19 protein-coding genes are annotated in these 26853 nt (G+C 57.5%); 14 read left to right on the forward strand and 5 right to left on the reverse strand.

Annotated features, from left to right (window positions below; genetic code table 11):
- Window positions 1-15: 15 nt before the first annotated feature.
- Entirely contained in the window at window positions 16-2235 is a 2220-nt protein-coding gene (locus tag BEI65_RS06260; RefSeq protein WP_232519011.1) for an EAL domain-containing protein, read from the reverse strand.
- Window positions 2236-2692: 457 nt separating this feature from the next.
- Between BEI65_RS06260 and BEI65_RS06265 the strand changes: the two genes are divergently transcribed.
- From BEI65_RS06265 to BEI65_RS06280, 4 genes are all read left to right on the forward strand, one after another.
- Window positions 2693-2872 (forward strand): YfgG family protein, encoded by a 180-nt coding sequence (locus BEI65_RS06265; RefSeq protein WP_099062602.1) that lies wholly within the window; start codon window positions 2693-2695, stop codon window positions 2870-2872.
- Between the two features lie 190 nt (window positions 2873-3062).
- Window positions 3063-4496, forward strand: coding sequence for a magnesium transporter (gene mgtE, locus BEI65_RS06270; RefSeq protein WP_099062603.1), 1434 nt, complete (start codon window positions 3063-3065; stop codon window positions 4494-4496).
- 162 nt (window positions 4497-4658) lie between these two features.
- Entirely contained in the window at window positions 4659-7250 is a 2592-nt protein-coding gene (locus BEI65_RS06275; protein WP_232519012.1) for a diguanylate cyclase, read from the forward strand.
- A 283-nt stretch (window positions 7251-7533) separates the two neighbouring features.
- Complete coding sequence (locus BEI65_RS06280) at window positions 7534-7884, forward strand: DNA-binding protein (RefSeq protein WP_099062604.1); 351 nt, start codon at window positions 7534-7536, stop codon at window positions 7882-7884.
- Window positions 7885-7889: 5 nt separating this feature from the next.
- On the opposite strand, the gene alkA is transcribed toward BEI65_RS06280, so the two are convergent.
- A complete protein-coding gene (alkA, locus tag BEI65_RS06285) occupies window positions 7890-9386 on the reverse strand; it encodes a DNA-3-methyladenine glycosylase 2 (protein ID WP_099062605.1) in 1497 nt (498 codons plus the stop codon).
- A 166-nt stretch (window positions 9387-9552) separates the two neighbouring features.
- Between alkA and yegD the strand changes: the two genes are divergently transcribed.
- Both yegD and BEI65_RS06295 read left to right on the forward strand, forming a co-directional pair.
- Entirely contained in the window at window positions 9553-10905 is a 1353-nt protein-coding gene (gene yegD / locus BEI65_RS06290) for a molecular chaperone (protein ID WP_099062606.1), read from the forward strand.
- Between the two features lie 49 nt (window positions 10906-10954).
- Window positions 10955-11521, forward strand: a complete 567-nt coding sequence (locus tag BEI65_RS06295) for a GNAT family N-acetyltransferase (protein WP_099062607.1) — start codon at window positions 10955-10957, stop codon at window positions 11519-11521.
- Window positions 11522-11545: 24 nt separating this feature from the next.
- On the opposite strand, the gene BEI65_RS06300 is transcribed toward BEI65_RS06295, so the two are convergent.
- On the reverse strand, window positions 11546-12499 hold the full coding sequence (locus BEI65_RS06300) for an aldo/keto reductase (protein ID WP_099062608.1): 954 nt from the start codon (window positions 12497-12499) through the stop codon (window positions 11546-11548).
- A 270-nt stretch (window positions 12500-12769) separates the two neighbouring features.
- Between BEI65_RS06300 and BEI65_RS06305 the strand changes: the two genes are divergently transcribed.
- Genes BEI65_RS06305 through baeR form a run of 6 tightly spaced genes read left to right on the forward strand, consistent with a single transcriptional unit; the run spans window position 12770 to window position 23743 of the window.
- A complete protein-coding gene (locus BEI65_RS06305; RefSeq protein ID WP_099062609.1) occupies window positions 12770-14011 on the forward strand; it encodes an MdtA/MuxA family multidrug efflux RND transporter periplasmic adaptor subunit in 1242 nt (413 codons plus the stop codon).
- A complete protein-coding gene (locus BEI65_RS06310; protein WP_099062610.1) occupies window positions 14011-17130 on the forward strand; it encodes an MdtB/MuxB family multidrug efflux RND transporter permease subunit in 3120 nt (1039 codons plus the stop codon). Before BEI65_RS06305 ends, BEI65_RS06310 begins: the two co-directional genes overlap by 1 nt.
- A complete protein-coding gene (mdtC, locus tag BEI65_RS06315; protein ID WP_099062611.1) occupies window positions 17127-20207 on the forward strand; it encodes a multidrug efflux RND transporter permease subunit MdtC in 3081 nt (1026 codons plus the stop codon). The genes BEI65_RS06310 and mdtC overlap by 4 nt, the downstream gene beginning before the upstream one ends.
- Window positions 20208-20217: 10 nt before the next feature.
- A complete protein-coding gene (locus BEI65_RS06320; protein WP_099062612.1) occupies window positions 20218-21648 on the forward strand; it encodes an MFS transporter in 1431 nt (476 codons plus the stop codon).
- On the forward strand, window positions 21645-23027 hold the full coding sequence (baeS, locus tag BEI65_RS06325; protein WP_099062613.1) for a two-component system sensor histidine kinase BaeS: 1383 nt from the start codon (window positions 21645-21647) through the stop codon (window positions 23025-23027). Before BEI65_RS06320 ends, baeS begins: the two co-directional genes overlap by 4 nt.
- Entirely contained in the window at window positions 23027-23743 is a 717-nt protein-coding gene (gene baeR, locus BEI65_RS06330) for a two-component system response regulator BaeR (RefSeq protein ID WP_099062614.1), read from the forward strand. The genes baeS and baeR overlap by 1 nt, the downstream gene beginning before the upstream one ends.
- A gap of 6 nt (window positions 23744-23749) precedes the next feature.
- Here the strand turns inward: baeR and BEI65_RS06335 are convergent, their stop codons facing one another.
- Entirely contained in the window at window positions 23750-24136 is a 387-nt protein-coding gene (locus BEI65_RS06335; RefSeq protein WP_099062615.1) for a type II toxin-antitoxin system VapC family toxin, read from the reverse strand.
- A gap of 2 nt (window positions 24137-24138) precedes the next feature.
- The gene (locus tag BEI65_RS06340; RefSeq protein WP_099062616.1) at window positions 24139-24402 is read right to left on the reverse strand and encodes an antitoxin; all 264 of its coding nucleotides are present in this window, start codon (window positions 24400-24402) and stop codon (window positions 24139-24141) included.
- Between the two features lie 354 nt (window positions 24403-24756).
- Between BEI65_RS06340 and BEI65_RS06345 the strand changes: the two genes are divergently transcribed.
- Both BEI65_RS06345 and yegQ read left to right on the forward strand, forming a co-directional pair.
- Window positions 24757-25095: a YegP family protein gene (locus tag BEI65_RS06345; RefSeq protein ID WP_099062617.1), complete on the forward strand. Its 339-nt coding sequence runs from the start codon at window positions 24757-24759 to the stop codon at window positions 25093-25095.
- Between the two features lie 178 nt (window positions 25096-25273).
- The gene (yegQ, locus tag BEI65_RS06350; RefSeq protein ID WP_099062618.1) at window positions 25274-26626 is read left to right on the forward strand and encodes a tRNA 5-hydroxyuridine modification protein YegQ; all 1353 of its coding nucleotides are present in this window, start codon (window positions 25274-25276) and stop codon (window positions 26624-26626) included.
- The last annotated feature ends 227 nt before the right edge of the window (window positions 26627-26853 follow it).

Here is a 26853-nt window from a genome sequence, read left to right on the forward strand (position 1 = left end):
GCCGGGGGGCACAATTCAATCTTGTACCGGTAACAGCGCCGCCAAGGGTTGTGGCTCGCCGATGAAATAGCCCTGCATATAGTCAACACCGACCCCTTTCAACGCGAGCAACTGCTCCATACTCTCGACGTATTCCGCCACAATGGTCAATCGCTTCATCCGTGCCACCTTGCAGATAGACGCAATCACCTGGAAATCTACCGGATTGGTCAGCATGTCGCGGACAAACCCACCGTCAATTTTCAACATGTCGACCGGCAGTATCTTCAGCCGATCGTAGCTGGCATAGCCGGTGCCGAAATCGTCCAACGCAATGCGGCAACCCATTTCACGCAGTGCTTGCAGGTTTGCTCTGGCGTAATCGGTATCCTGCAGCAAGTGCGATTCGGTTACCTCCAGCGTCAGCTGATAAGGCTCAATCCGGTGCTGCTGCAACAGGTTGTCCACATCATGGCACAGCATCGGTCGGCACAGCGAAGAAGGTGATAGATTAACCGCAAAGCGCGCACTGGGCAGTTCGGTCCGATGTCGGTCCATAAATTTCAACGTATTGCGCAATACCCAAATGTCCACCCGATAAGAAAGGCCGAACTCGTGCGCCACCGGTAGAAAATCATTCGGCGAGATGATCTCCCCCCGAGCGTCGCGCATACGCAGCAAAATTTCATGATATCGATCACCACGCAGGCCAACGATCGGCTGCGCCATCAGGATAAACCCGTCGTTATCCAGCGAATGTTGTACGCCATGCAGCAATGCCACCTTGCGTTTGACCTCCTCCTGAACCAGATGACCGCCGTTTTGCACACTCTCCGGCTTGCCGCTGGTCAGGGATACCTCTGCCAGTGAGCTAAGTTCCCCCAACAACAGGTAGAGATGTTCAAAATCGGACACCACGCTGCAAAATCCTAACCCCAGCGGGGGATGGAGCGGCAAGCCGTTCCATACCAGGCGAAATTTCTCCAGCGCGCGGTAAATCTCTGCGACCTTTGCTTCGCTGTCTTCAGCACCCACTCGCAGCAGCAGATCATAACCCGGCAGGTGGTAAACCCCCTCGCCAGGTGCCAACACCTGATGCAATAGCCCCGCCAGTTGTTGTTTGAAGCGAATGCGTAACTGCATGCCGTAGTTACGGGTCAGCAAATCCAACTCGCTGACCCGCAGGAAACACAGCGTTGAAGGAGGGGACTGGGCCAGATCGCGCTTGAGGGCACGCAGGTTAGGCAGGCCAATCACCGGATCCTGCAGCGAGGCGCTTTGTGCCCTGGCGTGGCTCAGGCGCTGACGGGTGTTGAGTGCCGACATCAGGTAAATGCACAGAGTAAACACCACCATCATCGAAGAGATCACCGCCAGATTCAGCAACAGATTCTCACGCTGGGTATAACCGGGATAATTGAAAAACAACACCAGCAGGGTGGCGGACCAGATAATACAAATGAATTGATAACCAAAACGCATCGCGCCGTACAACATCACCGGCAGCAGCAATATCAGGCCGTAGCCCCCCAGCAGCAAAGGGCTGGCGCTTTTGGCCTGATGACATAGCAGAGCCACCATGGTGCCCAGCACTGACAGCCACAACACCAGCTCTTTTTTATCGGCGTTTGGCGCCATTTCGCGGCCAAAACGCCGCCAAAGGGTCAGAACAAACCTGGGCTTGTTCAATATGCGCAACATAAAGTAGAACAACGGCATGGCCGAAAGGCTGCCCAGCAGCAGAGCCTGAAAATTAACCAAGGCCAGCAGATGACTGCTCTCGCCAGACATCATCCCCAGCTCATCAGGCAATTGAGCGAGGCCGACCAACAGCTTCAGGCCGAAGACAAACAGCAACGCCGGCAACACCACCAGCCAGATCAACCGCGCCTTGACCAGCGCCGGTACCCCCGGGGCCGCACACCAACGCCGCTGGGTCTGGCTGCGGTACCCCAACCAGCACAGGCTCAGGCAAAACAGGTACAGCAACATCACCAACATGCCGCTTTCCAGCCCCAGTCGAAGACAGTAACGCAGCATGATGGCCAGGGTAATGCCCGGCAGCGCACGCCAGTCATAAACCATCAGCAGCGCCATGCAGGCTGTCAGTGGCAGATAGAGCAAATAGACTTTGCCCTCGGGCAGCATAATGCGCGGTGACAACCCACCGGCAAACGGGATCAAAAACAGGCCCCAGATGAGGGGATACCCCCACCAGCGCTCACGCAAATGCTTCCAGAATATTGGCTTAATCATAAAAATAACGAGTCCTTCAGAGCGTAATTCCATTCACGCGTTCAGGTAATAAGGCAGGTTCCTTTACGTACCTCTCTCCATTCATGAGGCAAAGTGAAAATAACATATGCGACAGGGGAATGGGGGGAATTTTAGGCGCTGGGGTCAGCGGAGGCTTGACTGCGATCAATCAAAAAAGAAAAGTTGGGTAATAATGTGTAAAGCCATATTTTGTATTGCCTTAACCCGCTGATCCCAGTGACAAACTCAAACCCGAGTTAAACACCGGTGAAATACCTGGTTTTGCCGTCCGGAAATAAATAGACAATATTTGTCATCGATAGCTAAAATTCCGGTTACAATTTATCGGCTTTAATCACCCGCAATCCCCAGACAGGATCGAGGAAAATGTAATCGCCCTCTCCCGCTGGCAAGGCGCGCGGGTATAACACAGGAAACCGGCATGGCCGGGTGATATATGCGTAAAAAAACCACCGGACAGATGACGAAAATAGTGCTGCTTATCAGCTTTATCATTTTGGTCGGCCGTCTGTTGTATGCTGCGGTTGTCGCGGTGCCCCATCATCAGGAAAAAAAGCTCGCCCCTTATCAAAGCACCACCGAGATTGGCGGCGAAAACCAGGACACAACCCCCTGAACCCACAGACTCGAGCTTCTCTGCAGGGCTTGCGAATAGTTAAGCAGCCTGCCGGCGTATCGGCATGCCAGGCCCCTTACTTATTCCTCAGCTTCTGCACCCATTTCATAAAAATGACGCCTGCATTCACTATGCTCTATGTTGTTCAGAGTCCGTCTGTAAGGATCACCGAGTGCCAGTAAGGAATACCATGTCAGCCGCAACGCATAACGTTCAAAAAGTCGCTGAGTATCGCCAGCGCATTCTTTCTCTGCTGTTAAACAACAAAGACCTGGTCGACGGCATTCTCGGTCGCCCAGGGGATGGAAATGCCCTCAGCAAAAGTGAACTGCTAAACCAGACTGCTGAAATCACCGGCCTGCTGGACGATATGCACGCCGCTGACCTGGCAGACTTGCTGGAAGCCCTGCCGCAGGACGAGCGCCTGGCAGTATGGCGATTGATCGGCAACGCCAAACGCGGCCAGACGCTGGTGGAAGTGGCCGAACCGGTGTGGGACAGCCTGATCGAAGAGATGAGCGACAAAGACCTGCTCAAAGCGATCAAAACGCTGGACGTCGATGAACAGGCCTATCTGGCGCAATACCTGCCGCGTAACCTGATGGGTCGCCTGCTGACCTCGATGGATCCGGAGCAACGCGCTCAGGTACGGGAGATGATCCACTACGGTAAAGACACCGTCGGTTGGATGATGGATTTTGAACTGGTCACGGTGCGCCCGGACGTCACCCTGGGGGCGGTGCATCGCTTCCTGCGCCTGCGCAAAACCATTCCGGCAGCCACCGATAAACTCTTTGTCACCGATCGTAAAAATACCCTGTTGGGCGAATTGCCGCTCACCGCCGTGCTGCTAAATGATCCGGAAACGCTGGTGCAGACGGTAATGGACAGCGATCCCACCCGTTTTTTGCCGGAAGATAAAGCCGAGGCCGCCGCCAGCGCGTTTGAACGTTATGACCTGATTAGCGCCCCGGTGGTCGATGCCAAAGGCAAGCTGATGGGCCGCCTGACCATTGAAGAGATCGTTGACGTGGTCAACGAAGAAAGCGACAGCAACCTGCGCCGCATGGGGGGCTTAAGCCCGGAAGAAGACGTGTTTGCCCCGGTCAGCAAAGCGGTGAAAACCCGTTGGGCCTGGCTGGCGATCAACCTGTGTACCGCGTTTATTGCCTCACGCGTTATCGGCCTGTTCGAACACACGATTTCACAACTGGTGGCGCTGGCCGCGTTGATGCCGATCGTCGCGGGTATCGGCGGTAACACCGGCAACCAGACCATCACCATGATCGTTCGTGCGCTGGCACTGCATCAGATTGAGGTCGGCAATATTTCCCGTCTGATGTTCAGAGAGCTGGGGGTCGCCATCATCAACGGCGTGGTCTGGGGCGGGATCATGGGGATAGTCACCTGGTTGCTGTATGGCGACTGGGCAATGGGCGGCGTGATGACGCTGGCGATGATCCTCAACCTGCTGGTGGCGGCGCTGATGGGGGTGGTGATCCCAATGACCATGTTAAAAATGGGGCGCGATCCGGCGGTCGGTTCCAGCGTATTGATCACCGCACTGACCGACACCGGCGGCTTCTTTATTTTCCTCGGTCTGGCCACCATTTTCCTGCTCTGAATCCTGACGGCCGGCGGCAACGCCGGCTTTTGCCACCGCTCACTAAAACCACCTGATTCAGTAGGCTTTCTTGCCGCGCTGTACTACCCTTTGGCAATGAACTCTCCACCTCATCCGCGTCATGACGTCGTTCAGTGACAGATGCCAGCGTTAAGGTTGTTTATGGATATCAGCGCACCGAATCATCTCACCACGCGCAAAGGCGCACTGCTGATGCATACCCTGCTGGCGGCCGCCGTGGTTTTCCTGTTGGCGCTGCTGTGCCTGACGTTGTCCAACGAATCCAGTCACTTTACCCCGCTGTGGTTCCCGACCGCCGCTATCATCACGGTGCTATACCGCCACTCACCGCACCAGTGGGGTTTGCCCTTGCTGGCCAGCGGTGTCGCCATTGTCACCGCCAGCACGCTCCTGTACGGCTTTAGCTGGCTGCCGGTCAAACTGTCGCTGATCAACCTGCTGGAGGCCGCGGTCTGTACTCTGTTACTGCGTCGCATGCTGTTACCGGACGATCCGCTGAACAGCCTGGCCAGTTGGCTGAAATTTGTGGTCTGTGCGGTGATCTTCACCCCGTTGTTCAGCGCCTTGCTGGCCGCCTGGTGGGCGCCGGCTCCCGAGCAAAGCTTCTGGCAGTCGTTTAACACCTGGTTTATTTCGGAAGCCATTGGCGTGCTGTCGCTGGCCCCCATCGGGTTGGTGTACCGCCGCCGCATGCTGGAACAGCTGAACCCGTTCCCGCTGTTATTGGCACTGATAGCGTCGCTGGTTTTTGGTTATCTGGCGCTGGCCCACCTGCCCTTTCCGTTTACCTTCGTCATCCTGCCGCTGCTGTGGGCGGCGATCGCCCTGCCACGGTTGGAAGCCTTCACTATCTGCTTTTGCACCACGGTAATGATCACCGTGATGATTTCATTCGGGTTATTGCATTTCCGTATCCCCACGACGCCGCTCAGCGACATTGAAATCTACCTGCCGATCCTGCTGATTCTGATCCCGGCGCATGCGATGGCGATGGTGATGCACGCTTTCCGGGTAGAGAAGCAGCATATCGTCGAGAGCGAAATCCGTTTTCGTAATGCGCTGGAATATTCCGCCATCGGCATGGCGTTGGTATCGCCGCAGGGACAGTGGCTGCAGGTCAACCAGGCGTTATGCAAACTGCTGGGCTACACCCCGGAGGCCTTGCGACGCCTGACGTTTCAGGAAATCACCCACCCGGACGATCTTAATGCCGACCTGGTGCAATTGCGCGACCTGCTCGACGGCCATATCAGCAGCTACACCCTGGAAAAGCGCTATATCCGCAGCGACGGTGAGCACGTCTGGACGCTGCTGGCGGTATCGATGGTGCGCGATGCCGAAGGCCTGCCGCTGTATTTTATTTCTCAGGTGGAAGACATCAGCGAGTTGAAACGCACCTCAGCAGAAAATCACCGACTGATGGAGCGCATTACCCTGGCCAATCAGGTCGGGGGGATCGGCGTTTGGGAGTGGGTGATGGACGGCGAAGAACTCACCTGGGACAAGCGCATGTTTGAGCTTTATGATCTCAGCCCGGACCAGAAGCCAACGATGTCGCTGTGGCGGACGCTGCTGCTGCCGGAAGATCGTGAACGTACCGACCTTGAGATGTCCTCTTTGCTGGACCAGCCGCGGCCGTTTATCCTGGAATTCCGACTGCTCACCCGCGAAGGAAAAGTGCGCCATATCCGCGGTCAGGGCAACGTCATTTTGGATGCACAGGGCAAGGCACTGCGCATGATCGGCACCAACATCGACATGACGGAAGTGCGCAACCTGACCGAAGCGCTTCACCAGGAAAAAGAGCGTCTGCACATCACCCTCGATGCCATCGGCGAAGGTGTGATCTCCACCAACGATGCGATGCAGATTACCTTTATGAACCCGGTGGCCGAGCAGATGTGTGGCTGGCCACTGAGCCTGGCGGTTGGCATGCCGATCGCCGGGGTAGTACGTTTGACCAACGGCAAAGACGGCGCAGAAGTCGAAAGCCCGGTTCAGTGCTGCCTGCAGGAGAACCGCCAGCTTTCGGCAGATTATGCCCTGGTGTTGCACAGCCGCGATGGCCGCCATTTCGACATTCAGCAATCGGTATCACCGCTGAAAACCCTCAATGATGAAGTGATGGGGGCAGTGATGGTGCTGCAAGATGTTACCGTCTCACGCGAATTGATGCGCAAGCTGAGTTACAGCGCGTCTCACGATGCCCTGACCACCCTGCCCAATCGCACCAGTTTTGAAAAACGACTGAAAAACGCCATCGCCGGTGCCGTTGAACACCAACGTCAGCATGCGTTGGTGTTCCTCGATCTCGATCGTTTTAAAGCGGTCAATGACAGTGCCGGCCATGCGGCAGGCGACGCGTTGCTGAGAGATATCGCGCAACTGATGCAGCACCATCTGCGCCACAGCGACTGTCTGGCCCGGCTGGGAGGTGATGAGTTCGGCCTGATCCTGTTTGACTGCTCATCCGAGCAGGCCAAATCCCTGATGCAACAACTGGTGAACTACATCGGCCAGCATCCGTTCTATTGGGAAGACAAGGTTTATCACGTCGGTGCCAGCGCGGGTATCGCCTGCATCACTGCAGATAGCGGCAAGAGCAGTGAACTGCTGGCTAAGGCCGATCTCGCCTGCTACACCGCCAAGCATCAGGGTCGCGGGAAGGTCTATCTGTACGAAGCACGACAAAAAAAGATACTGACTCCAGGCGCACCACACCACAAAAGTTAGCCACAGGGACCTGAAACAAGCGCTGACCGCACGACGCCGCGGCGGTGACCGTGGCGTTCGCTCCCCCCATTCCCCTTCATTCTGCCCCACTCTCCCGTTTTTCGGGCTGTGGCGTCATTGGGTCACAGCCCCCCGATCACGTTTTTTTTGCTTAGCCAACCTGAGGTTAATGGTATAACTAACGGGTCAAAGTTAATCGTTTAAACAATACCTCGATACGGAAATCAGCACGCGCGTTAATTTCCACCCCATCTTTAAACGTGATTGCTCAGGGATAATGGCTATGAAAAACGAGTGGTTTGCCGCCAGAGAGCTAACCGGCATTGCAGGACTGCCCTCCTCGCCACAGGGCATCAATTTGATGGCCCGCCGCGAAGGTTGGATCAGCCGCCGCCGAAAAGGCGTACAGGGCAAAGCGGTGGAATACCACATTGACAGCCTGCCGATCGGCGCACGCAGCCTGTTGATACTGCAAGAAGATCCCGCAGAATATCAGGTTGAACGTAAGGATCCGCTGGCGGTATGGGTTGAGTATTACTATCACCTTAGCGAAAGCGAACGCGAGAAAGTCCTGACGTTCCTGATGCGTGAAGGGATCGACAGCCTGCTGGCGCGCATTGCCGCCGAAGAGTAGCGCGGCTAGCCGTCAGTGTCCGTTGAGGGTACCCAGCCATCGTTATGCCACAGATGCAGCGTGGCGTAAGAGCGCCATGGCCGCCAGCGTTCGGCATAGTTTTCAATCTGGCGTGGCGTCATCTCCGGAAAGCGCTGTTTGATCAGATAATCTCCCGCCAAAAAGACGTCCGGCCATGACCAGGCACGCATAGCGATATAACTGGCCGTCCAACTGCCAATTCCCGGCAACGCGGTCAATGCCTTGATCCCCTGCTCAATATCCAGCACGTTATCCAACTGCAACCGCCCTTCGGTGACCGCCCGTGCAATGGCGATCAGCGCCGCTGCGCGTTTTAATTGCACCCCCAGCGGACGCAGTTCCTCAGGTTGCAATTGTGCCACCTGCTCAGCATTGGGGAACACATGGGTAATGCCGGCGTAGGGCTGTTCCAACGGCGTTCCCCAGCGTTCCGCCATGCGCCCGGCAAAGGTCGCCGCCATCTTGACGCTGACCAACTGCCCGAGCACTGCCCGGGTCGCCTGTTCAAAACTGTTGACGCAGCCGGGCAGCCGCAGGCCCGGCGCATCGGCGGCCAGGGCTCCCAGGGCCTGGGTGATCAGATCCGGTGCGGCATCCAGATCGAACAGTTGGCGGATACGGCGTAACACCTCCGTGGTTACCCGGCTGAGCGCCGGAGCGATCTCTACCCGCACCCGATTGCGGGCCTCCTCCGGCTGCACGCTGACCCAGCCGTGATAGTCAATGCCGCCCTGAGTAATGGCGATCGCCCGCAAATATTGTTGCCCCTCAACCCGTTCCACCCCGCTCACCGCACGGGTTTGCAAAAAGCTCAGCATGCGCGGCCAGTCATAGGGTGGCCGGTAGCCCAAATGAAACACCAACCCGCTGGCGACGGTACGCTCATTACGGCCGCTGCTGCTACGCAGCGCCGAGGGGATCAGCCGGTAGCGCGCCTTGAACAACTCGTTAAAGCGTCGCAGGCTGCCAAAACCGGCGGCAAACGCCACTTCACTCAGCGGCATATCGGTATCCGCCAACAGCCGTTTGGCCTGTAACAGCCGGTGCGACTGGGCATAATCAATCGGCGAGGCGCCAAACTGATCGGCAAAAATGCGCCGCAGGTGGCGATCGGAAATCCCCAGCCGCGCGGCCAGTTGCTCGCAGCTGTGCTCCGACAGATAGCCTTGTTCAATCAACTGTACCGCCACCTGGGCGTAGCGATTGCCGAGGTCGATCAACGCCAGCCCCGGTGCCAACTCCGGCCGGCACTTCAGACAGGGGCGAAAACCCGCCAGCTCCGCCGCCGCCGCGCTCGGGTAAAAAGTACAGTTCTCGATCTTCGGCGTGCGGGCACTGCACACCGGGCGGCAATAAATGCCGGTCGAAGAAACGCCGACGAAGAAGCGGCCATCGAACTTGCGATCGCGCGCACTCAGTGCCTGATACAACGCCTGCTGTTGGTTTTTCATGGCCACGCTCGGGGTCAGTTTTTTGTTCATTATGCGACTCGGCTGATGCGCTGACGTGCGGGATTCGGACATTAAGTTAAGCATGCACTCCCGTTCGCCGCTAAAATTTTCGTCAGTTACGCGCTCACACATTGCCCGGGGGGCAAGTCTCGGGTAAAGTCGCCCCCCTTCATCGGCATGGGGAGTGAGAAAAGACATGTTTATTGGATTCGATTACGGAACGGCCAACTGTTCCGTCGCAGTGATGCGTGATAACGGCCCCGAGCTGCTGACGTTGGAAAACAACGAACCCTATTTACCGTCGATGCTGTGTGCGCCGACGCGGGAAGCCGTGAGCGAGTGCTTGCACCGTCACTGGCAGGTGCCGACCGGCAGCGAAGAGAACCAGCAACTGCTGCGCCGGGCGATCAACTACAATCGCGAGGAAGACATTCCGGTCGCGAATAACAGCGTGCTGTTTGGCCTGCAGGCATTGGCGCACTACGTTGAAGATCCGGAAGAGGTGTATTTTGTTCGCTCACCGAAATCCTTCCTGGGTGCCAACGGCCTGAAGCCGCAGCAGATCGCGCTGTTTGAAGATCTGGTGTGCGCCATGATGTTCCACATCAAGCGCCAGGCGGAAAACGTTCTGCAGGACAGCATCAGCCAGGCGGTCATCGGTCGCCCGATCAACTTCCAGGGCATGGGTGGTGAAGAGGCCAACCAGCAGGCGCAGGGCATTTTGCAGCGCGCAGCCGAACGTGCCGGGTTCAGGGACATTGAATTCCAGTTTGAGCCGGTCGCGGCAGGGCTGGACTTCGAAGCGACGCTGACCGAAGAGAAAACCGTGCTGGTGGTAGACATCGGCGGCGGGACTACCGACTGTTCAGTGTTGCTGATGGGGCCGCAATGGCGTGACCGCGCCGATCGCCAGCAAAGCCTGCTGGGCCACAGCGGTTGCCGCGTAGGCGGTAACGATCTGGATATCATGCTGGCATTCAAACAGCTGATGCCGCTGTTCGGCATGGGCGGCGAAACCGGAAAGGGTATCGCCCTGCCCGCGCTGCCCTACTGGAACGCCGTCGCCACCAACGACGTGCCGGCGCAGAACGACTTTTACAGCGTCGCCAATGGCCGCATGCTGCAAGATTTGATCCGCGATGCCGCCGAGCCGGAAAAGGTCAAACGCCTGCTGAAAGTCCACCAGCAACGTCTGAGCTACCGTTTGGTGCGCGCGGCAGAGGAGAGTAAAATCGCCCTGTCTGCGCAGCAAAACATCAGCGCACCGCTGGCTTTCGTCCAGGCTGATTTGGCGGAAACCATCAGCCAGGATCAGCTTGCCGAGGCTATTTCGCAGCCGCTGTTGCGCATTCAGGAACAGGTCAGCGCCGCGCTGGCCAGCAGCCAGACCGCACCACAGGTGATTTATCTCACCGGCGGCAGCGCACGTTCACCGCTGCTGCGCGCCGCGCTGCAACAGCAGTTGCCGGGCATTCCTATCGTCGGTGGCAACGACTTCGGCTCGGTCACCGCCGGGCTGGCACGCTGGGCGCAAACGCTGTTCCGTTAATGACCAGAAGGCGCGGCTTGCCGCGCCTTTGTTCACTGGAGGAAAGTCGATGAGTGAAATACTTCCCCTCGAAAGCGACCGGTTGCTGTTACGTGCCTGGCGCGACCAAGACCTGCCGGCATTCGCCGCACTCAATGCCGATCCACAGGTGATGCGTTATTTCCCTGCCCCGCTGACAGCCGAGCAAAGCTACGCGCAGGCTGACAAAATCCGCCAGTTTATGCAGCAAAACGGTTGGGGTTTGTGGGCGGTGGAAGAAAAAGATGGCGCGCCTTTTATCGGCTTTGTCGGGTTGGCGATCCCGGCGGACGATCTGCCCTGCTCACCCTGCGTAGAAATCGGCTGGCGGTTAGCGGCAGCGTACTGGGGCAAAGGTTATGCCTCTGAGGCTGCCCAGGCGGCACTGCGCTACGCTTTCGAACAGCTGGATTTGGCTGAAGTGGTGTCTTTTACCGCCGAAAGCAACGAGCCATCACGCCGCGTAATGGAACGCATTGGCATGATGTCTCATGGCGAAAGTTTCCTGCATCCCCGACTGCCGCAAGGCCATCCGTTGCAAAAACACGTCCTGTATCGGCTGGCACAACAAACCTGGCGGGAAAAACGCCACGGCTAATCCCGCCGCTGATTGTTAGAAATATTACCAGGCGCTGGCCTGGTTCAGTGCGCTGATATCTTCAGCCTCCAACCGCAGTCGGGTGGCACTAATCAGCTCATCCAACTGTTTCAGCGAAGTGGCGCTGACGATCGGTGCGGTGATGCCCGGTCTTGCCATCAACCAGGCCAGCGAAACCTGCGCCGGTGAAGTGTGATGTTTCGCCGCAACGCTATCCAACGCCGCCAGGATTTTAAAACCACGCGGATTAAGATACTGCTCAATCACTCTGTCACCACGCTGGCTCTTGCCAATATCCTGCTCGCTGCGATATTTACCGGTCAGGAAACCGCTGGCCAACGAGAAGAAGTTAATCACCCCCAGACCATGGCGCTGCGCAACCGCTTCCAAGCCTTGCTCATAACCTTCGCGCGCATACAGGTTATATTCCGGTTGCAGGGTTTCGTAACGCGCCAGCCCTTCCTGCTCACTGACTTTCAGCGCTTCTTCCAGACGATCGGCCTGATAGTTGGAGGCACCGATCACCCGTACCTTACCGGCCTTGATTAACGCATCGAACGCCGCCAGGGTTTCCGCCAGCGGCGTATCCCGATCATCATCATGCGACTGATAAAGGTCGATATAGTCGGTCTGCAGACGGCGCAGTGAATCCTCGACCGCCTGCTGGATATAGCGCGGCGACAACCCCTGTTTCCCTTCCCCCATCGGCTTGCCGACCTTGGTGGCAATGATCACCTGATCACGCTTGCCGCTTTTTTTCAGCCACTGGCCAATCGTGCTTTCGGACTCGCCGCCCTGGTTGCCCGGTGCCCAGCTCGAATACACGTCGGCGGTATCAATAAAATTAAGCTGATTTTCCACCAGTGCATCCAGCAGGCTGAAGGAAGTTTCGCGATCCGCCGTCCAGCCGAACACGTTACCGCCGAAGGTTAATGCCGGCACTTTGATGCCCGAACGGCCCAGTTCTCTGTTGCTCATTGCATGCTCCATGGGGTTAATGATTTGCAGGTTAATTATTAGCGCAAAATCGGAAGGCAGGCTAAAACGCATTGGCTATAAGCCCGTTTAACTCTCTTATAAACCTGGCATGATCAAATCTACAACTTATTCGGACGATGCTGACGATTCCTCCATATTTCCTTCATCTTTATGCCGTCTTTGCTGGCTAAACTAGTATCCTGTAAGGAGTGTAACTTTTGAGGCAATGAGTGCCCGCACGCCTGCCCTTTTGGAGATATTTTCGCCGCCATGAATGCAAAAAACCCACGTCGTTCACTGATACTGCGCCTGCTGGTGGTGGTCATTGTGGCTATTGCCGCCGTGCTGATTTGGCGTCACTTCAGCGCTTCGCAACCGGCTGCGGATGCCGCGTCGGGTGCACGCCATGCAGGTAGCGGCAAGGCTGCCGGTGGCCGACGCGGAGCACCTATGTCACCGGTGCAGGCCGCGACCGTTACGCAGCAGACGGTACCGCGCTATCTTTCCGGGCTGGGCACCGCCACCGCCGCCAACACCGTGACCGTCACCAGCCGGGTTGACGGCCAACTGATGGCAGTCCACTTTACCGAAGGCCAACAGGTCAAGGCCGGCGATCTGCTGGTTGAAATCGACCCACGCCCGTTTGAAGTACAACTGACCCAGGCGCTGGGGCAACTGGCCAAAGATCAGGCCACGCTCGCCAACGCCCGGCGTGATTTGGCGCGTTATCAGCAACTGGCGAAAACCAATCTGGTCTCGCGCCAGGATCTGGATACCCAACTTTCCTTGGTGCAACAGACAGAAGGGGCGATCAAGGCCGATCAGGGCACGGTCGACAGCGCCAAACTGCAAATCACCTACAGCCGTATCACCGCACCGATCGACGGCCGCGTCGGCCTGAAGCTGGTGGATGTCGGTAATTACATCACCAGCGGCAGCACTACCGGCATTGTGGTGATCACCCAGACTCACCCTATCGACGTGGTGTTCACCCTGCCGGAAGCCAATATCAGCGATTTGATCAAGGCGCAAAAAGCCGGCCCGGTCAGCGTCGAAGCCTGGGATCGCACCAACCAAAGCCAATTGGCGAGCGGTTCGCTGCTGAGTCTGGATAACCAGATCGACACCACTACCGGCACCATCAAACTGAAGGCGCGTTTTACCAACGAGGACGACGCACTGTTCCCCAATCAGTTTGTTAACGCCCGGCTGAAAGTGGCAACCTTGCATGATGCGACCGTTATCCCAACCGCGGCGCTGCAAATGGGCAACGAAGGCAACTTCGTCTGGACCCTGAGTGAAGAGAACAAAGTCAACAAACACCTGGTCACTACCGGCATGCAGGACAGCCAACAGGTGGTGATCAACGCCGGTCTGAACGTGGGCGATCGGGTGGTTACCGACGGTATCGATCGCCTGACTGAAGGCATGCAGGTAGAAGTAGTCACGCCGCAGGCGGCTGCGACCACCACCAAACCCAGCCATCCACCGCGCGCTCAGGGGAAATCCTGATGCAGGTGATGCCACCTAACCCCGGCGGCGGCCCATCCCGCCTGTTTATTCTGCGCCCGGTCGCCACCACATTATTGATGGTAGCGATCCTGCTGGCAGGGATTATCGGCTATCGCGCCCTGCCGGTTTCCGCCCTGCCGGAAGTCGACTATCCGACCATTCAGGTGGTTACGCTGTACCCTGGCGCCAGCCCGGACGTGGTCACTTCTGCCATCACCGCCCCACTGGAACGCCAGTTTGGTCAGATGTCCGGCCTGAAACAGATGGCGTCGCAAAGCTCCGGCGGTGCCTCGGTAGTGACGCTGCAATTCCAGCTTGAGTTGCCGCTCGACGTCGCAGAACAGGAAGTGCAGGCGGCGATCAACTCCGCCACCAACCTGTTGCCGAGCGATCTGCCCTACCCGCCGATTTACAGCAAGGTTAACCCCGCCGATCCACCGATCCTGACGCTGGCCGTAACCTCATCCGCCATACCGATGACCCAGGTGGAAGACATGGTGGAAACCCGCGTGGCGCAGAAAATATCGCAGGTCACCGGCGTTGGGCTGGTCACGATTTCCGGCGGTCAGCGACCGGCGGTACGCGTGAAGCTTAATGCGGCAGCCGTCGCCGCCTACGGCCTGGACAGCGAAACCATCCGCACCGCCATCAGCAATGCCAACGTCAACTCCGCCAAAGGCAGCCTGGATGGCCCAACCCGTTCGGTCACGCTGTCCGCCAACGATCAGATGAAGTCCGCCGACGATTACCGCCAACTGATTGTCGCCTACCAAAACGGCGCGGCGATCCGCCTGCAGGATATCGCCACCATCGAACAGGGCGCAGAAAATACCCGGCTGGCGGCGTGGGCCAACAAGCAACCGGCCATTGTGTTGAATATTCAGCGTCAGCCGGGGGTGAACGTGATCACCACCGCCGACAGCATCCGCGAAATGCTGCCAACGCTGATTAAAAGCCTGCCGAAGTCGGTCGACGTCAAGGTACTGACCGATCGCACCACCACCATTCGTGCCTCGGTCAGCGACGTACAGTTCGAACTGCTGCTGGCGGTAGCGCTGGTGGTGATGGTGATTTACGTGTTCCTGCGCAACGTGCCTGCCACCATTATTCCGAGCGTCGCGGTACCGCTGTCGCTGATCGGTACCTTCGCCGCCATGTACTTTCTGAATTTTTCGATCAACAACCTGACGCTGATGGCGCTGACCATTGCCACCGGGTTTGTGGTCGATGACGCCATCGTGGTGATCGAGAACATCTCGCGCTACATCGAAAAGGGGGAGAAACCGCTCGACGCGGCGTTGAAAGGCGCCGGTGAAATCGGCTTCACCATTATCTCACTGACCTTCTCGTTGGTGGCGGTACTGATCCCACTGCTGTTTATGGGCGATATCGTCGGCCGACTGTTCCGTGAGTTTGCCGTGACGCTGGCGGTGGCGATTTTGATTTCAGCCGTGGTTTCGCTGACGCTAACGCCGATGATGTGCGCACGCATGCTGAGCCACGAATCGCTGCGTAAACAGAACCGTTTTTCCGCGGCCTCCGAGCGTTTCTTTGATCGGGTCATCGCCCGCTACGGCAAATGGCTGAAAACGGTGCTGAATCATCCCTGGCTGACCCTGGGTGTGGCGTTCAGCACGCTGGTGCTCACCGTGTTGCTGTACCTGATCATCCCAAAAGGCTTCTTCCCGGTACAGGACAACGGCATTATTCAGGGCACGCTGGAAGCGCCGCAATCCGTGTCGTTCAGCAATATGGCCGAACGCCAACAGCAGGTGGCGGCAGAAATTCTCAAGGACCCGGCAGTGGAAAGCCTGACGTCGTTTGTCGGCGTTGACGGCACCAACGCCACGCTCAACAGTGGCCGGTTGCAGATCAACCTCAAGCCCTTAAGCGAACGCGCAGACCGCATTCCGGCCATCATCACCCGCCTGCAGCAGCAAAGCGCGCAGTTCCCCGGCGTGAAGCTGTATCTGCAGCCGGTGCAGGATCTGACCATCGATACCCAGGTCAGCCGTACCCAATACCAGTTTACTTTGCAGGCAATGTCGCTGGACGATCTGAGCCTGTGGGTACCGCAACTGATGGCGGAGCTGAAACAAACCCCGCAGTTGGCGGACGTGACCAGTAACTGGCAGGATCAGGGACTGGTCGCCTATGTCAATGTCGATCGCGATTCGGCTTCCCGCCTCGGCATCAGCATGAGCGACGTGGATAATGCGTTGTATAACGCCTTTGGCCAGCGGTTAATTTCCACCATTTACACCCAGGCCAACCAGTACCGCGTAGTGCTGGAACATGACGTCAGCAGCACGCCAGGGCTGGCGGCGCTGAATGATATCCGCCTGACCAGCAGCAACGGCACCATAGTACCGCTGAGCACCATTGCCAAAATTGAGCAGCGCTTCGGGCCGCTGTCGGTTAACCACCTGGATCAGTTCCCGGCGGCCACCATCTCCTTTAACGTGGCGGGCAATTATTCGCTCGGTGAAGCGGTCGATGCCATCACCCTGGCGGAAAAAAACCTCAATATGCCAAAAGACATCACCACCCAGTTCCAGGGTGCGACACTGGCGTTCCAGGCAGCGCTGGGCGGCACCCTGTGGCTGATCCTGGCGGCGGTGGTGGCGATGTATATCGTGCTGGGCGTGCTGTATGAGAGTTTTATCCACCCGGTGACCATTCTGTCTACTCTGCCCACCGCCGGGGTCGGTGCCTTGCTGGCGCTGATGCTGGCCGGCAGTGAACTGGACGTGATCGCCATTATCGGCATCATCCTGCTGATCGGCATCGTGAAGAAAAACGCCATCATGATGATCGACTTCGCCCTGGCCGCCGAGCGTGAGCAGGGGATGACGCCGTATGACGCGATTTATCAGGCCTGCCTGCTGCGTTTCCGGCCGATCCTGATGACCACGCTGGCCGCGTTGCTCGGCGCACTGCCGCTGATGCTCAGTACCGGCGTCGGTGCGGAACTGCGTCACCCGCTCGGGGTTTGTATGGTCGGCGGACTGGTGATGAGCCAAATCCTGACGCTGTTCACCACCCCGGTGATCTACCTGCTGTTTGACAAGCTGGCGCGTAACACTCGCCACCAGCCGGATGCGCAGGAGCTGCCGTGAAATTCTTTGCCCTGTTCATCTACCGGCCAGTCGCCACCACGCTGCTGACATTGGCCATCGCCATCAGCGGCGTGATTAGCTTCAGCCTGCTGCCGGTTTCCCCGCTGCCGCAGGTCGACTATCCGGTGATTTCGATCAGCGCTTCGCTGCCGGGTGCCGATCCAGAGACCATGGCCTCATCGGTGGCGACGCCGCTGGAACGCGCACTGGGCCGAATTGCCGGGGTCAATGAAATGACCTCGATGAGTTCACTGGGCAGCACGCGAGTGATCCTGCAGTTTGATCTCGACCGTGATATCAACGGGGCCGCACGTGACGTACAGGCGGCAATCAATGCGGCGCAAAGCCTGCTGCCTACCGGCATGCCAAGCCGCCCCAGCTACCGTAAGGTCAACCCCTCCGACGCGCCGATCATGATCCTGACGCTGACCTCGGATACTTACAGCCAGGGCCAGCTTTACGACTTTGCCTCTACCCAGTTGGCGCAGAAAATCGCCCAGACTGAAGGAGTGGGTGACGTTTCGGTCGGCGGAAGTTCGCTGCCTGCGGTGCGGGTCGAACTCAACCCGAGCGCCCTGTTCAATCAGGGCATATCGCTCGATGCGGTGCGTCAGACCATCAGCAATGCCAACGTGCGCAGGCCGCAGGGCGCGGTGGAAGATCCTCAGCAGCGCTGGCAGCTCCAGGCCAACGACGAGTTGAAAACTGCCGAGGCTTATCGCCCACTGATTATTCACTATAACAACGGCTCGGCGGTGCGCCTGAGTGATGTGGCTGCGGTCAACGACTCGGTACAGGACGTGCGCAACGCCGGGATGACCGATGCCAAACCGGCGATTATTCTGGCCATCAGCCGGGCACCAGATGCCAACATCATTGAAACCGTCGATCGTATTCGCGCCGAATTGCCCGCGCTGCAAGACAACATTCCGGCGTCAATCCAACTGAATATCGCCCAGGACCGCTCGCCGACCATTCGCGCCTCGCTGGCCGAGGTAGAACAGTCGCTGGTGATTGCCATTGGGCTGGTGATCCTGGTGGTGTTTATCTTCCTGCGTTCCGGCCGCGCTACGCTGATCCCGGCGGTCGCCGTACCGGTATCGCTGATCGGTTCCTTCACCGCCATGTATCTGTGCGGCTTCAGCCTGAATAACCTGTCGCTGATGGCATTGACCATCGCTACCGGCTTCGTGGTCGACGACGCCATCGTGGTGCTGGAGAACATTTCCCGCCACATTGAGGCCGGCATGAAGCCGGTCAACGCGGCGCTGGTCGGGGTGCGTGAAGTCGGCTTTACCGTGCTGTCGATGAGCGTGTCGCTGGTGGCGGTGTTTATTCCGCTGCTGCTGATGGAAGGCCTGCCGGGCCGTCTGTTCCGCGAGTTTGCCGTGACCCTGTCGGTGTCGATCGGTTTGTCGTTGATTATCTCACTGACGCTAACCCCGATGATGTGTGCCTACCTGCTGCGCCACCAGCCGCCGCGCTCGCAGAGGCGAGTACGCGGCTTCGGTAAAATGCTGTTGGCGTTGCAACAGGGCTACGGTCGCTCGCTGAGCTGGGTGCTTGGCCATTCGCGCTGGGTGCTGGCGGTGTTTTTGGCCACCATCGCGCTCAACGTGTGGCTGTATGTCAGCATTCCAAAAACCTTTTTCCCGGAGCAGGATACCGGTCGGCTGATGGGCTTTATCCAGGCTGACCAGAGCATTTCCTTCCAGGCGATGCGCGTGAAGCTGGAAGATTTTATGAAGATTGTGCGTGAAGATCCGGATGTGGAAAACGTCACCGGCTTTACCGGGGGGTCACGCACCAACAGCGGCTCGATGTTTATTTCGTTGAAACCCCTGTCGGTACGCAGCGATGATGCACAAAAAGTGATCGCCCGGCTGCGCGCCAAATTAGCCAAAGAGCCGGGAGCCAGCCTGTTCCTGATGGCGGTACAGGATATCCGCGTCGGCGGTCGGCAGGCTAACGCCAGCTACCAGTACACGCTGCTGGCAGATGACCTCGCCGCGTTACGTGAATGGGAACCGAAGATCCGTACCGCACTGGCCGCCTTGCCAGAGCTGGCAGACGTCAACTCCGATCAGCAGGACAAAGGGTCGGAGATGGATCTGGTTTACGATCGCGAGACCATGGCCCGGCTGGGTATTTCGGTCTCTGACGCCAACAACCTGCTGAACAACGCCTTCGGTCAGCGCCAGATTTCGACCATCTATCAGCCGCTCAATCAGTACAAAGTGGTGATGGAAGTGGCGCCGCCCTATACCCAGGACGTCAGTTCGCTGGACAAGATGTTCGTGATCAACAAGGACGGCAAGGCTATTCCCCTGTCCTACTTCGCCCGTTGGCAACCGGCCAATGCACCGCTGTCGGTTAACCATCAGGGGCTGTCGGCCGCCTCGACCATCTCGTTTAACCTGCCGGATGGCGGCAGCCTGTCCGATGCCACCGCCGCCGTGGAACGTACCATAACGGCACTCGGCGTCCCCGCCACCGTACGCGGTGCCTTCGCCGGTACCGCACAGGTGTTCCAGGAAACGCTGAAATCCCAGTTGCTGCTGATCGCCGCCGCCATCGCCACGGTGTATATCGTGCTTGGCATTCTCTACGAAAGCTATATTCACCCGCTGACCATTCTGTCCACCCTGCCCTCTGCCGGCGTGGGGGCGCTGCTGGCGCTGGAGCTGTTTGGCGCGCCGTTCAGCCTGATTGCGCTGATTGGCATTATGTTGTTGATCGGTATTGTGAAGAAAAACGCCATCATGATGGTCGACTTTGCCCTGGATGCGCAGCGCAACGGCGGCATTAGTGCGCGAGACGCCATTTTCCAGGCATGCCTGCTGCGCTTCAGACCTATCATGATGACCACGCTGGCGGCGCTGTTCGGTGCATTGCCGTTGGTACTGACCCACGGTGACGGCGCCGAACTGCGCCAGCCGCTCGGTATCACCATCGCAGGCGGCCTGATCGTCAGCCAACTGTTGACGCTGTACACCACCCCGGTGATTTACCTGTATTTTGACCGGCTGCAGATGAAGTTCCGTCGCGGCAAGAAACTGGATCCTTTGCCCCAATAATGGCTGATTGATGCTTATAAAACACACTGCTTCAGTACAGTGGCAACTCTGGATTGTGGCGTTCGGCTTCTTTATGCAGACGCTGGACACCACCATCGTCAACACCGCCCTGCCATCGATGGCTGTCAGCCTGGGGGAGAATCCGCTGCGCATGCAATCGGTGATCGTCTCCTACGTACTGACGGTGGCGGTGATGCTGCCGGCCAGCGGCTGGCTGGCGGATCGGGTTGGCGTGCAGCGGGTATTCTTCAGCGCCATCGTGCTGTTCACTCTGGGATCGATCCTCTGTGCCCGCTCCGAAACCCTGAATGAGCTGATTGCCTCACGCGTGGTGCAGGGCATCGGCGGCGCGATGATGGTGCCGGTCGGTCGGCTGACGGTGATGAAAATCGTCCCGCGCGAACAGTATATGGCGGCGATGACCTTTGTTACCCTGCCCGGCCAAATCGGCCCGCTAATGGGGCCGGCACTGGGCGGCTTTTTGGTGCAGTACGCCAGTTGGCACTGGATTTTCCTGATCAATATTCCGGTGGGGATTGCCGGGGCCATCGCCACGCTGCTGCTGATGCCCAACTACCGCATGCAGACCCGGCGCTTCGACATCAGCGGTTTTATCATGCTGGCGATCGGTATGGCGACGTTGACGCTGGCGCTTGACGGCCACAAGGGAATGGGGTTGTCGGCCACCGCCATCGGCGGCCTGGTGGTAGCCGGCGTAGCGGCGCTGGCCGGTTACTGGTGGCATGCTCACGGCAACAGCCGGGCGCTGTTCTCGCTGCGGTTGTTCAAAACCCAGACCTATAAAGTTGGGCTGACGGCCAGCCTGCTGGGCCGTATCGGCAGCGGCATGTTGCCGTTTATGACGCCGCTGTTTATGCAGGTCGGCATGGGGTTTTCTCCGTTCCACGCCGGGTTGATGATGATCCCGATGATTATTGGCAGTATGGGGATGAAGCGCATCGTGGTGCGAGTGGTTAACCGTTTCGGTTACCGCAACGTGCTGGTGGCCGCAACGCTGATGCTGGCGTTGATCAGCCTGAGTTTCCCGCTGGTCGCCATGCTCGGCTGGATCTGGCTGTTGCCGGTGGTGCTGTTCTTCCAGGGCATGGTCAACTCGCTGCGCTTCTCGGCCATGAATACCCTGACGCTGAAAGATTTGCCTGACCGGCTGGCCAGCAGCGGCAACAGCCTGCTGTCGATGGTGATGCAACTGTCGATGAGTCTTGGCGTCAGCATCGCCGGTATTCTGATCGGCAGCTTTGCCCATCAGCAGGTGATCACCGGCAGCCCGGCGATTCACAGCGCCTTTATTTACAGCTACTGCTGCATGGCGTTAATCATCGCCCTGCCTGCGCTGGCCTTCGCCCGTGTCCCGGCCGATACCACGACTAACCGTACGCTGACCAAAGAGCCGGGCACCGGCTCCACGAGGTTGCAATGAAAATAGGCATTACCGGTAAACTGTTCATGGCGATCTTCGCCACCTGCATGCTGGTGCTCATCACCATGCATTGGGGTGTGCGTGTCAGCTTCGAGCGCGGTTTTATCGACTACATCAAGAACAGCAACGAGCAGCGTATCAATATGCTGGGTGAAGCGCTGGAAGAACAGTACAGCCGCCACGGCAACTGGGTCTTTCTGCGCAATAACGATCAGGTGGTTTACCAGATCATGCGTTCGTTCGAACAGAACAGCGACAGCAGCCACAATCTGCCGCCCAAGGGCTGGCGTACCCAGTTCTGGGTGGTAGACAGCCAGTTTAACCGGCTGGTCGGGCATTCCGGCCCGCTGCCGAAGGAAGGCCCGCGCCATCCGATCCGCTACAACAATGAAATTGTCGGCTGGGTGATCACCACCCCGGTTGAGAGGTTGACGCGCAATACCGACATCAACTTCGACCAACAGCAAAGGCGCACCAGTTGGATGATTGTCGCCCTCTCCACGCTGTTGGCAGCGGCGGTGACCTGGCTGATGTCGCGCGGATTACTGGCGCCGGTCAAACGCCTGGTAGCAGGTACTCATCGGCTGGCGGCCGGGGATTTCGGCACCCGCGTGGCCGTCAGCAGCCAGGATGAACTGGGGCGACTGGCGCAGGACTTTAACCAACTCGCCACCTCACTGGAAAAAAATGAACAGATGCGGCGCGCCGTGATGGCCGACGTCTCGCACGAATTACGTACCCCGCTGGCGGTGTTGCGCGGCGAACTTGAAGCCTTGCAAGACGGCGTGCGCCAACCTACCCCGGCCTCACTCAGCTCATTGCTGGCGGAAGTCACCACCCTGACCAAGCTGGTAGATGACCTGCACCAACTGTCGTTATCCGATCTCGGCGCGCTCGCTTACCGTAAATCACCAGTCGACTGTGTGCACTTGCTGCAAATTGCAGTCGCCAGCTTCCGCGACCGGTTCCGCGCCAAAGGGCTGGAAATCGTGACTCTGTTGCCTGAACAGGCATCGCTGTTTGGCGATCCGGACAGGCTTAATCAGCTGTTTAACAACCTGTTGGAAAACAGTCTGCGTTATACCGACGCCGGCGGTAAGCTGGAAATCGGTGCAGAGCCGTTGCCGGGCCGCCTGCGGATTTACTGGCAGGACAGCGCGCCGGGCGTCAATGATGAGCAACTGGCGCGCATTTTCGAACGCTTCTACCGTACCGAAGGTTCGCGTAATCGTGCCAGCGGCGGCTCCGGACTGGGGCTGTCGATCTGTCAAAACATAGTGGAAGCACACAACGGGACGATCTACGCACAGCACTCGCCTTTGGGCGGCGTGCGGATTACAGTAGAATTCGCCGTCCCGGTAATGAATAAGGCGTCATGATGGAAACCCAGAACCAGCCGTTGCAAATTATGATTGTTGAAGACGAACCTAAACTTGGCCAACTGCTGGTGGACTACCTGCAGGCCGCAGGGTACGCCACGCGCTGGCTGACCAATGGCAGCGAAGTCGTGCCGGCAGTGCATGAACGTGCCCCCGCACTGATCCTGCTGGATCTGATGCTGCCGGGCGCTGATGGGCTGACCGTCTGCCGCGAACTACGCCGCTTTACCGACATCCCTGTGGTGATGGTGACAGCGAAAATTGAAGAAATTGATCGCCTGCTGGGGCTGGAGATCGGCGCAGATGATTACATCTGCAAACCTTACAGCCCACGTGAAGTGGTCGCCCGGGTGAAAACCATTCTGCGCCGTTGCTACCGCCCGCTGGATAATACGCAGGAAGAAACCCAGCTTCATATTGATGAACCGCGCTTTCAGGCCAGCTATCAGGGCCATATGCTGGATCTCACCCCGGCGGAATTCCGCCTGCTGAAAACGCTGGCCAGCCAGCCGGGCAACGTGTTCTCACGCGAGCAACTGCTGAATAATCTGTATGATGACTACCGGGTGGTGACCGACCGCACTATTGACAGCCATATCAAAAACCTGCGGCGCAAGCTGGAGCTGATCGACGGCGAAAAATCCTTTATCCGCTCGGTGTATGGCGTGGGTTACCGCTGGGAAGCCGAAGCCTGTCGGCTGGTGAATGGGCTGTAACCGGTTCTAGGTCCAGTCTTCGACCCTCAGCCCCGGCACCATGGCGAACGCCTTATCGTTAGTCACTATTGTCGCACCACGGCTCTGCGCGTGTGCGGCAATAAGCTGATCCAAAGCCCCCATTACTCGCCCCTTTTTCGCCATATCCGCCCGCATCGTTCCGTAGCAATGCGCGGCTTCCCGGTCCCAGGCATACACCGTCACGGAATCCAGGAATGCCGCCACGGTCGCTTTTAGCGCCAAACTTTGCCGCTTGGCTACGCCATACAACAATTCCGCCTCCGTGATACTGGAAATGCAGACCGCAGACGGCGGGATCTTTTCCATTACGCGCAATAAGCGGGGATGCCGACGGAACAGTTGGCTGACCGTATTGGTATCAAACATGTACATGCCTACTCTTCCTCGCCGAACGGATCGCGGATGGCGATCCCCTGTTGACGATCCTCAGCCACCAGGAAGTCCTGCGGTACCTGAGCTTGCTCGATCATTTGCAGCAGTGGAGCCCAACTGTCAGGTTTTTCCGGATACTTTGATAAAATCACGTTTCCCTCCCGATCGCGGCGGATATACACACGATCTGTATCAAATTCGAATTCCACGGGTAATCTCACCGCCTGATTTCTGCCGTTTTTAAACAGCTTCGCGACTCTTTCCATTTTCATCTCCTCTGACAGGCATAGGCCTAAGCATATGCCTGTTGAGCTTCGATGCCAAGATGCTGTGCTTGTTTTTTGAACGCCAATGACGCAGCGAGCCAACCTTAACGTGGCGTGACCGTCGGTGAAATACTGCCCTGGCAAAAATGCGGCCAGCTGCGCAGACTTTCTGCGCATCACAATCCCCCATTAGCTTCTCGTGCTACAGCACTATCCGCTGGTTAAAACTCAACGCCAGCGCAAAAAAATCGCCTGTTTTTTGCGCTATGGTGCGCAAGTCATGTTTATTAGCCGCCCAATTTCAAGCTATTGGCTACACTTACATCACTTATCGGAACCCACAGGAGAGGAACCATGGCAATCGGTCACTATGAGCTGAAAAAAGCAAAGAATGGACAGTACCACTTCAACCTGAAAGCCAGTAATGGTGAAATTATTCTGGCCAGTGAGATGTACGCCAGCAAGGCCTCGGCGGAAAATGGCATTGCCTCAGTGCAAACCAATTCCCCTCACGAAGCGCAGTACGAACTGAAACACAGCACCAGCAATCAGCCTTACTTTGTACTGAAAGCCAAGAACCATCAGGTGATCGGCGTCAGTGAAATGTACAGCTCTGAAACAGCAGCAAAAAACGGTATTCAGTCGGTGATCAAGAACGGCCCGAGCACCGATGTACGCGATTTGAGCGCATAACTTCATCTGGGCGACGCGCGATGGCTGCCATCGCGCGTTTTTCTTATGACCAGGATCAATCTCCCTGTAATAAATCCGGTTACCTGCTGATTTCTTGTCACGCTGCCGCTACAATCCCCCGCTTTTACTGCGCCATTTGGTGGTGCGGTACTGACCTGAAATCAGACCGAGACTCATTATGTTTACACCGGAACTCCTCTCCCCGGCCGGCACGCTGAAAAACATGCGTTACGCCTTTGCCTATGGTGCCGACGCCGTTTATGCCGGCCAACCGCGTTACAGCCTGCGGGTGCGCAACAACGAATTCAATCATGAGAACCTGGCGCAGGGGATCAACGAAGCCCACGCACTGGGCAAAAGATTCTACGTAGTGGTGAATATCGCCCCGCACAACGCCAAGCTGAAAACCTTCCTGCGCGATCTTAAACCGGTGATCGACATGGGCCCGGATGCGCTGATCATGTCCGATCCCGGCCTGATCATGATGGTGCGTGAAGCCTTCCCGCAGATGGACATTCATTTGTCAGTACAGGCGAATGCGGTTAACTGGGCAACGGTGAAGTTCTGGCAGCAAATGGGGCTGACGCGAGTGATCCTGTCGCGCGAACTGTCACTGGAAGAGATCGCCGAGATCCGCGCCCAGGTACCTGAGATGGAGCTGGAAATCTTTGTTCACGGCGCGTTGTGCATGGCCTACTCCGGCCGCTGCCTGCTGTCCGGTTATATCAACAAGCGCGACCCTAATCAGGGTACCTGCACCAATGCCTGCCGCTGGCAGTACAAGGCGGAAGAAGGCAAAGAGGACGAGACCGGCAACATCGTGCATATGCATGAGCCGATCCCGGTGCAAACCGTCGAACCGACATTGGGTATCGGCGCGCCAACCGACAAAGTGTTCATGCTGTCCGAAGCGCAAAAGCCGGATGAATACATGAGCGCCTTTGAGGATGAACACGGCACCTACATCATGAACTCGAAGGATTTACGCGCCATCCAGCACGTAGAACGTCTGACTCAGCTCGGCGTGCATTCGCTGAAAATCGAAGGCCGTACCAAATCCTTCTACTACTGCGCACGCACTGCGCAAGTTTATCGCCGCGCCATTGATGACGCGGTCGCGGGCAAACCATTCGATCCCACCCTGCTCACCACACTGGAAGGTTTGGCGCACCGGGGTTACACCGAAGGTTTCCTGCGTCGCCATGTGCATGAAGCCCAGCAAAACTATGATTACGGTTCCTCACTGTCTGAACGCCAGCAGTTTGTCGGTGAATTCACCGGCGTCAGGCGTGACGGTTGGGCAGAAGTGGATGTGAAAAACAAGTTCATGGTCGGTGATGGCGTAGAGATGATGACTCCCGGTGGTAACGTGTTGTTTACCCTGGAGAGCATGCAGAATAAAAAAGGTGAAGCGATCGATGTGGCGCCAGGCAACGGGCATATCGTCTATTTGCCGATCCCGCATGATATCGATCTCAATTACGCGTTGCTGATCCGCAATTTGCCTGATACCAATACTCCTGCGGTGTGAAAATTCCGCTGGCTATCTTTAAGTGGTGATTTTTAGCAAATATTAGAATTGGATCACATCAATTAGTCCGCAGCTTGGTTAATATCAGGCTGCTTAAAACTAAGAACGAAAAATATTTGCATAGCAATACTAGGAACCACCTCCTTAGCCGGTCCAATCTCCCTTGGACTGGCTTTTTCTTTGGTTTCAACCGCCTATCCGCTCGGGTATCGCTAATATAACCAGCC

Source organism: Serratia sp. BW106 (assembly GCF_002607755.1).
GTDB lineage: Bacteria > Pseudomonadota > Gammaproteobacteria > Enterobacterales > Enterobacteriaceae > Serratia > Serratia proteamaculans.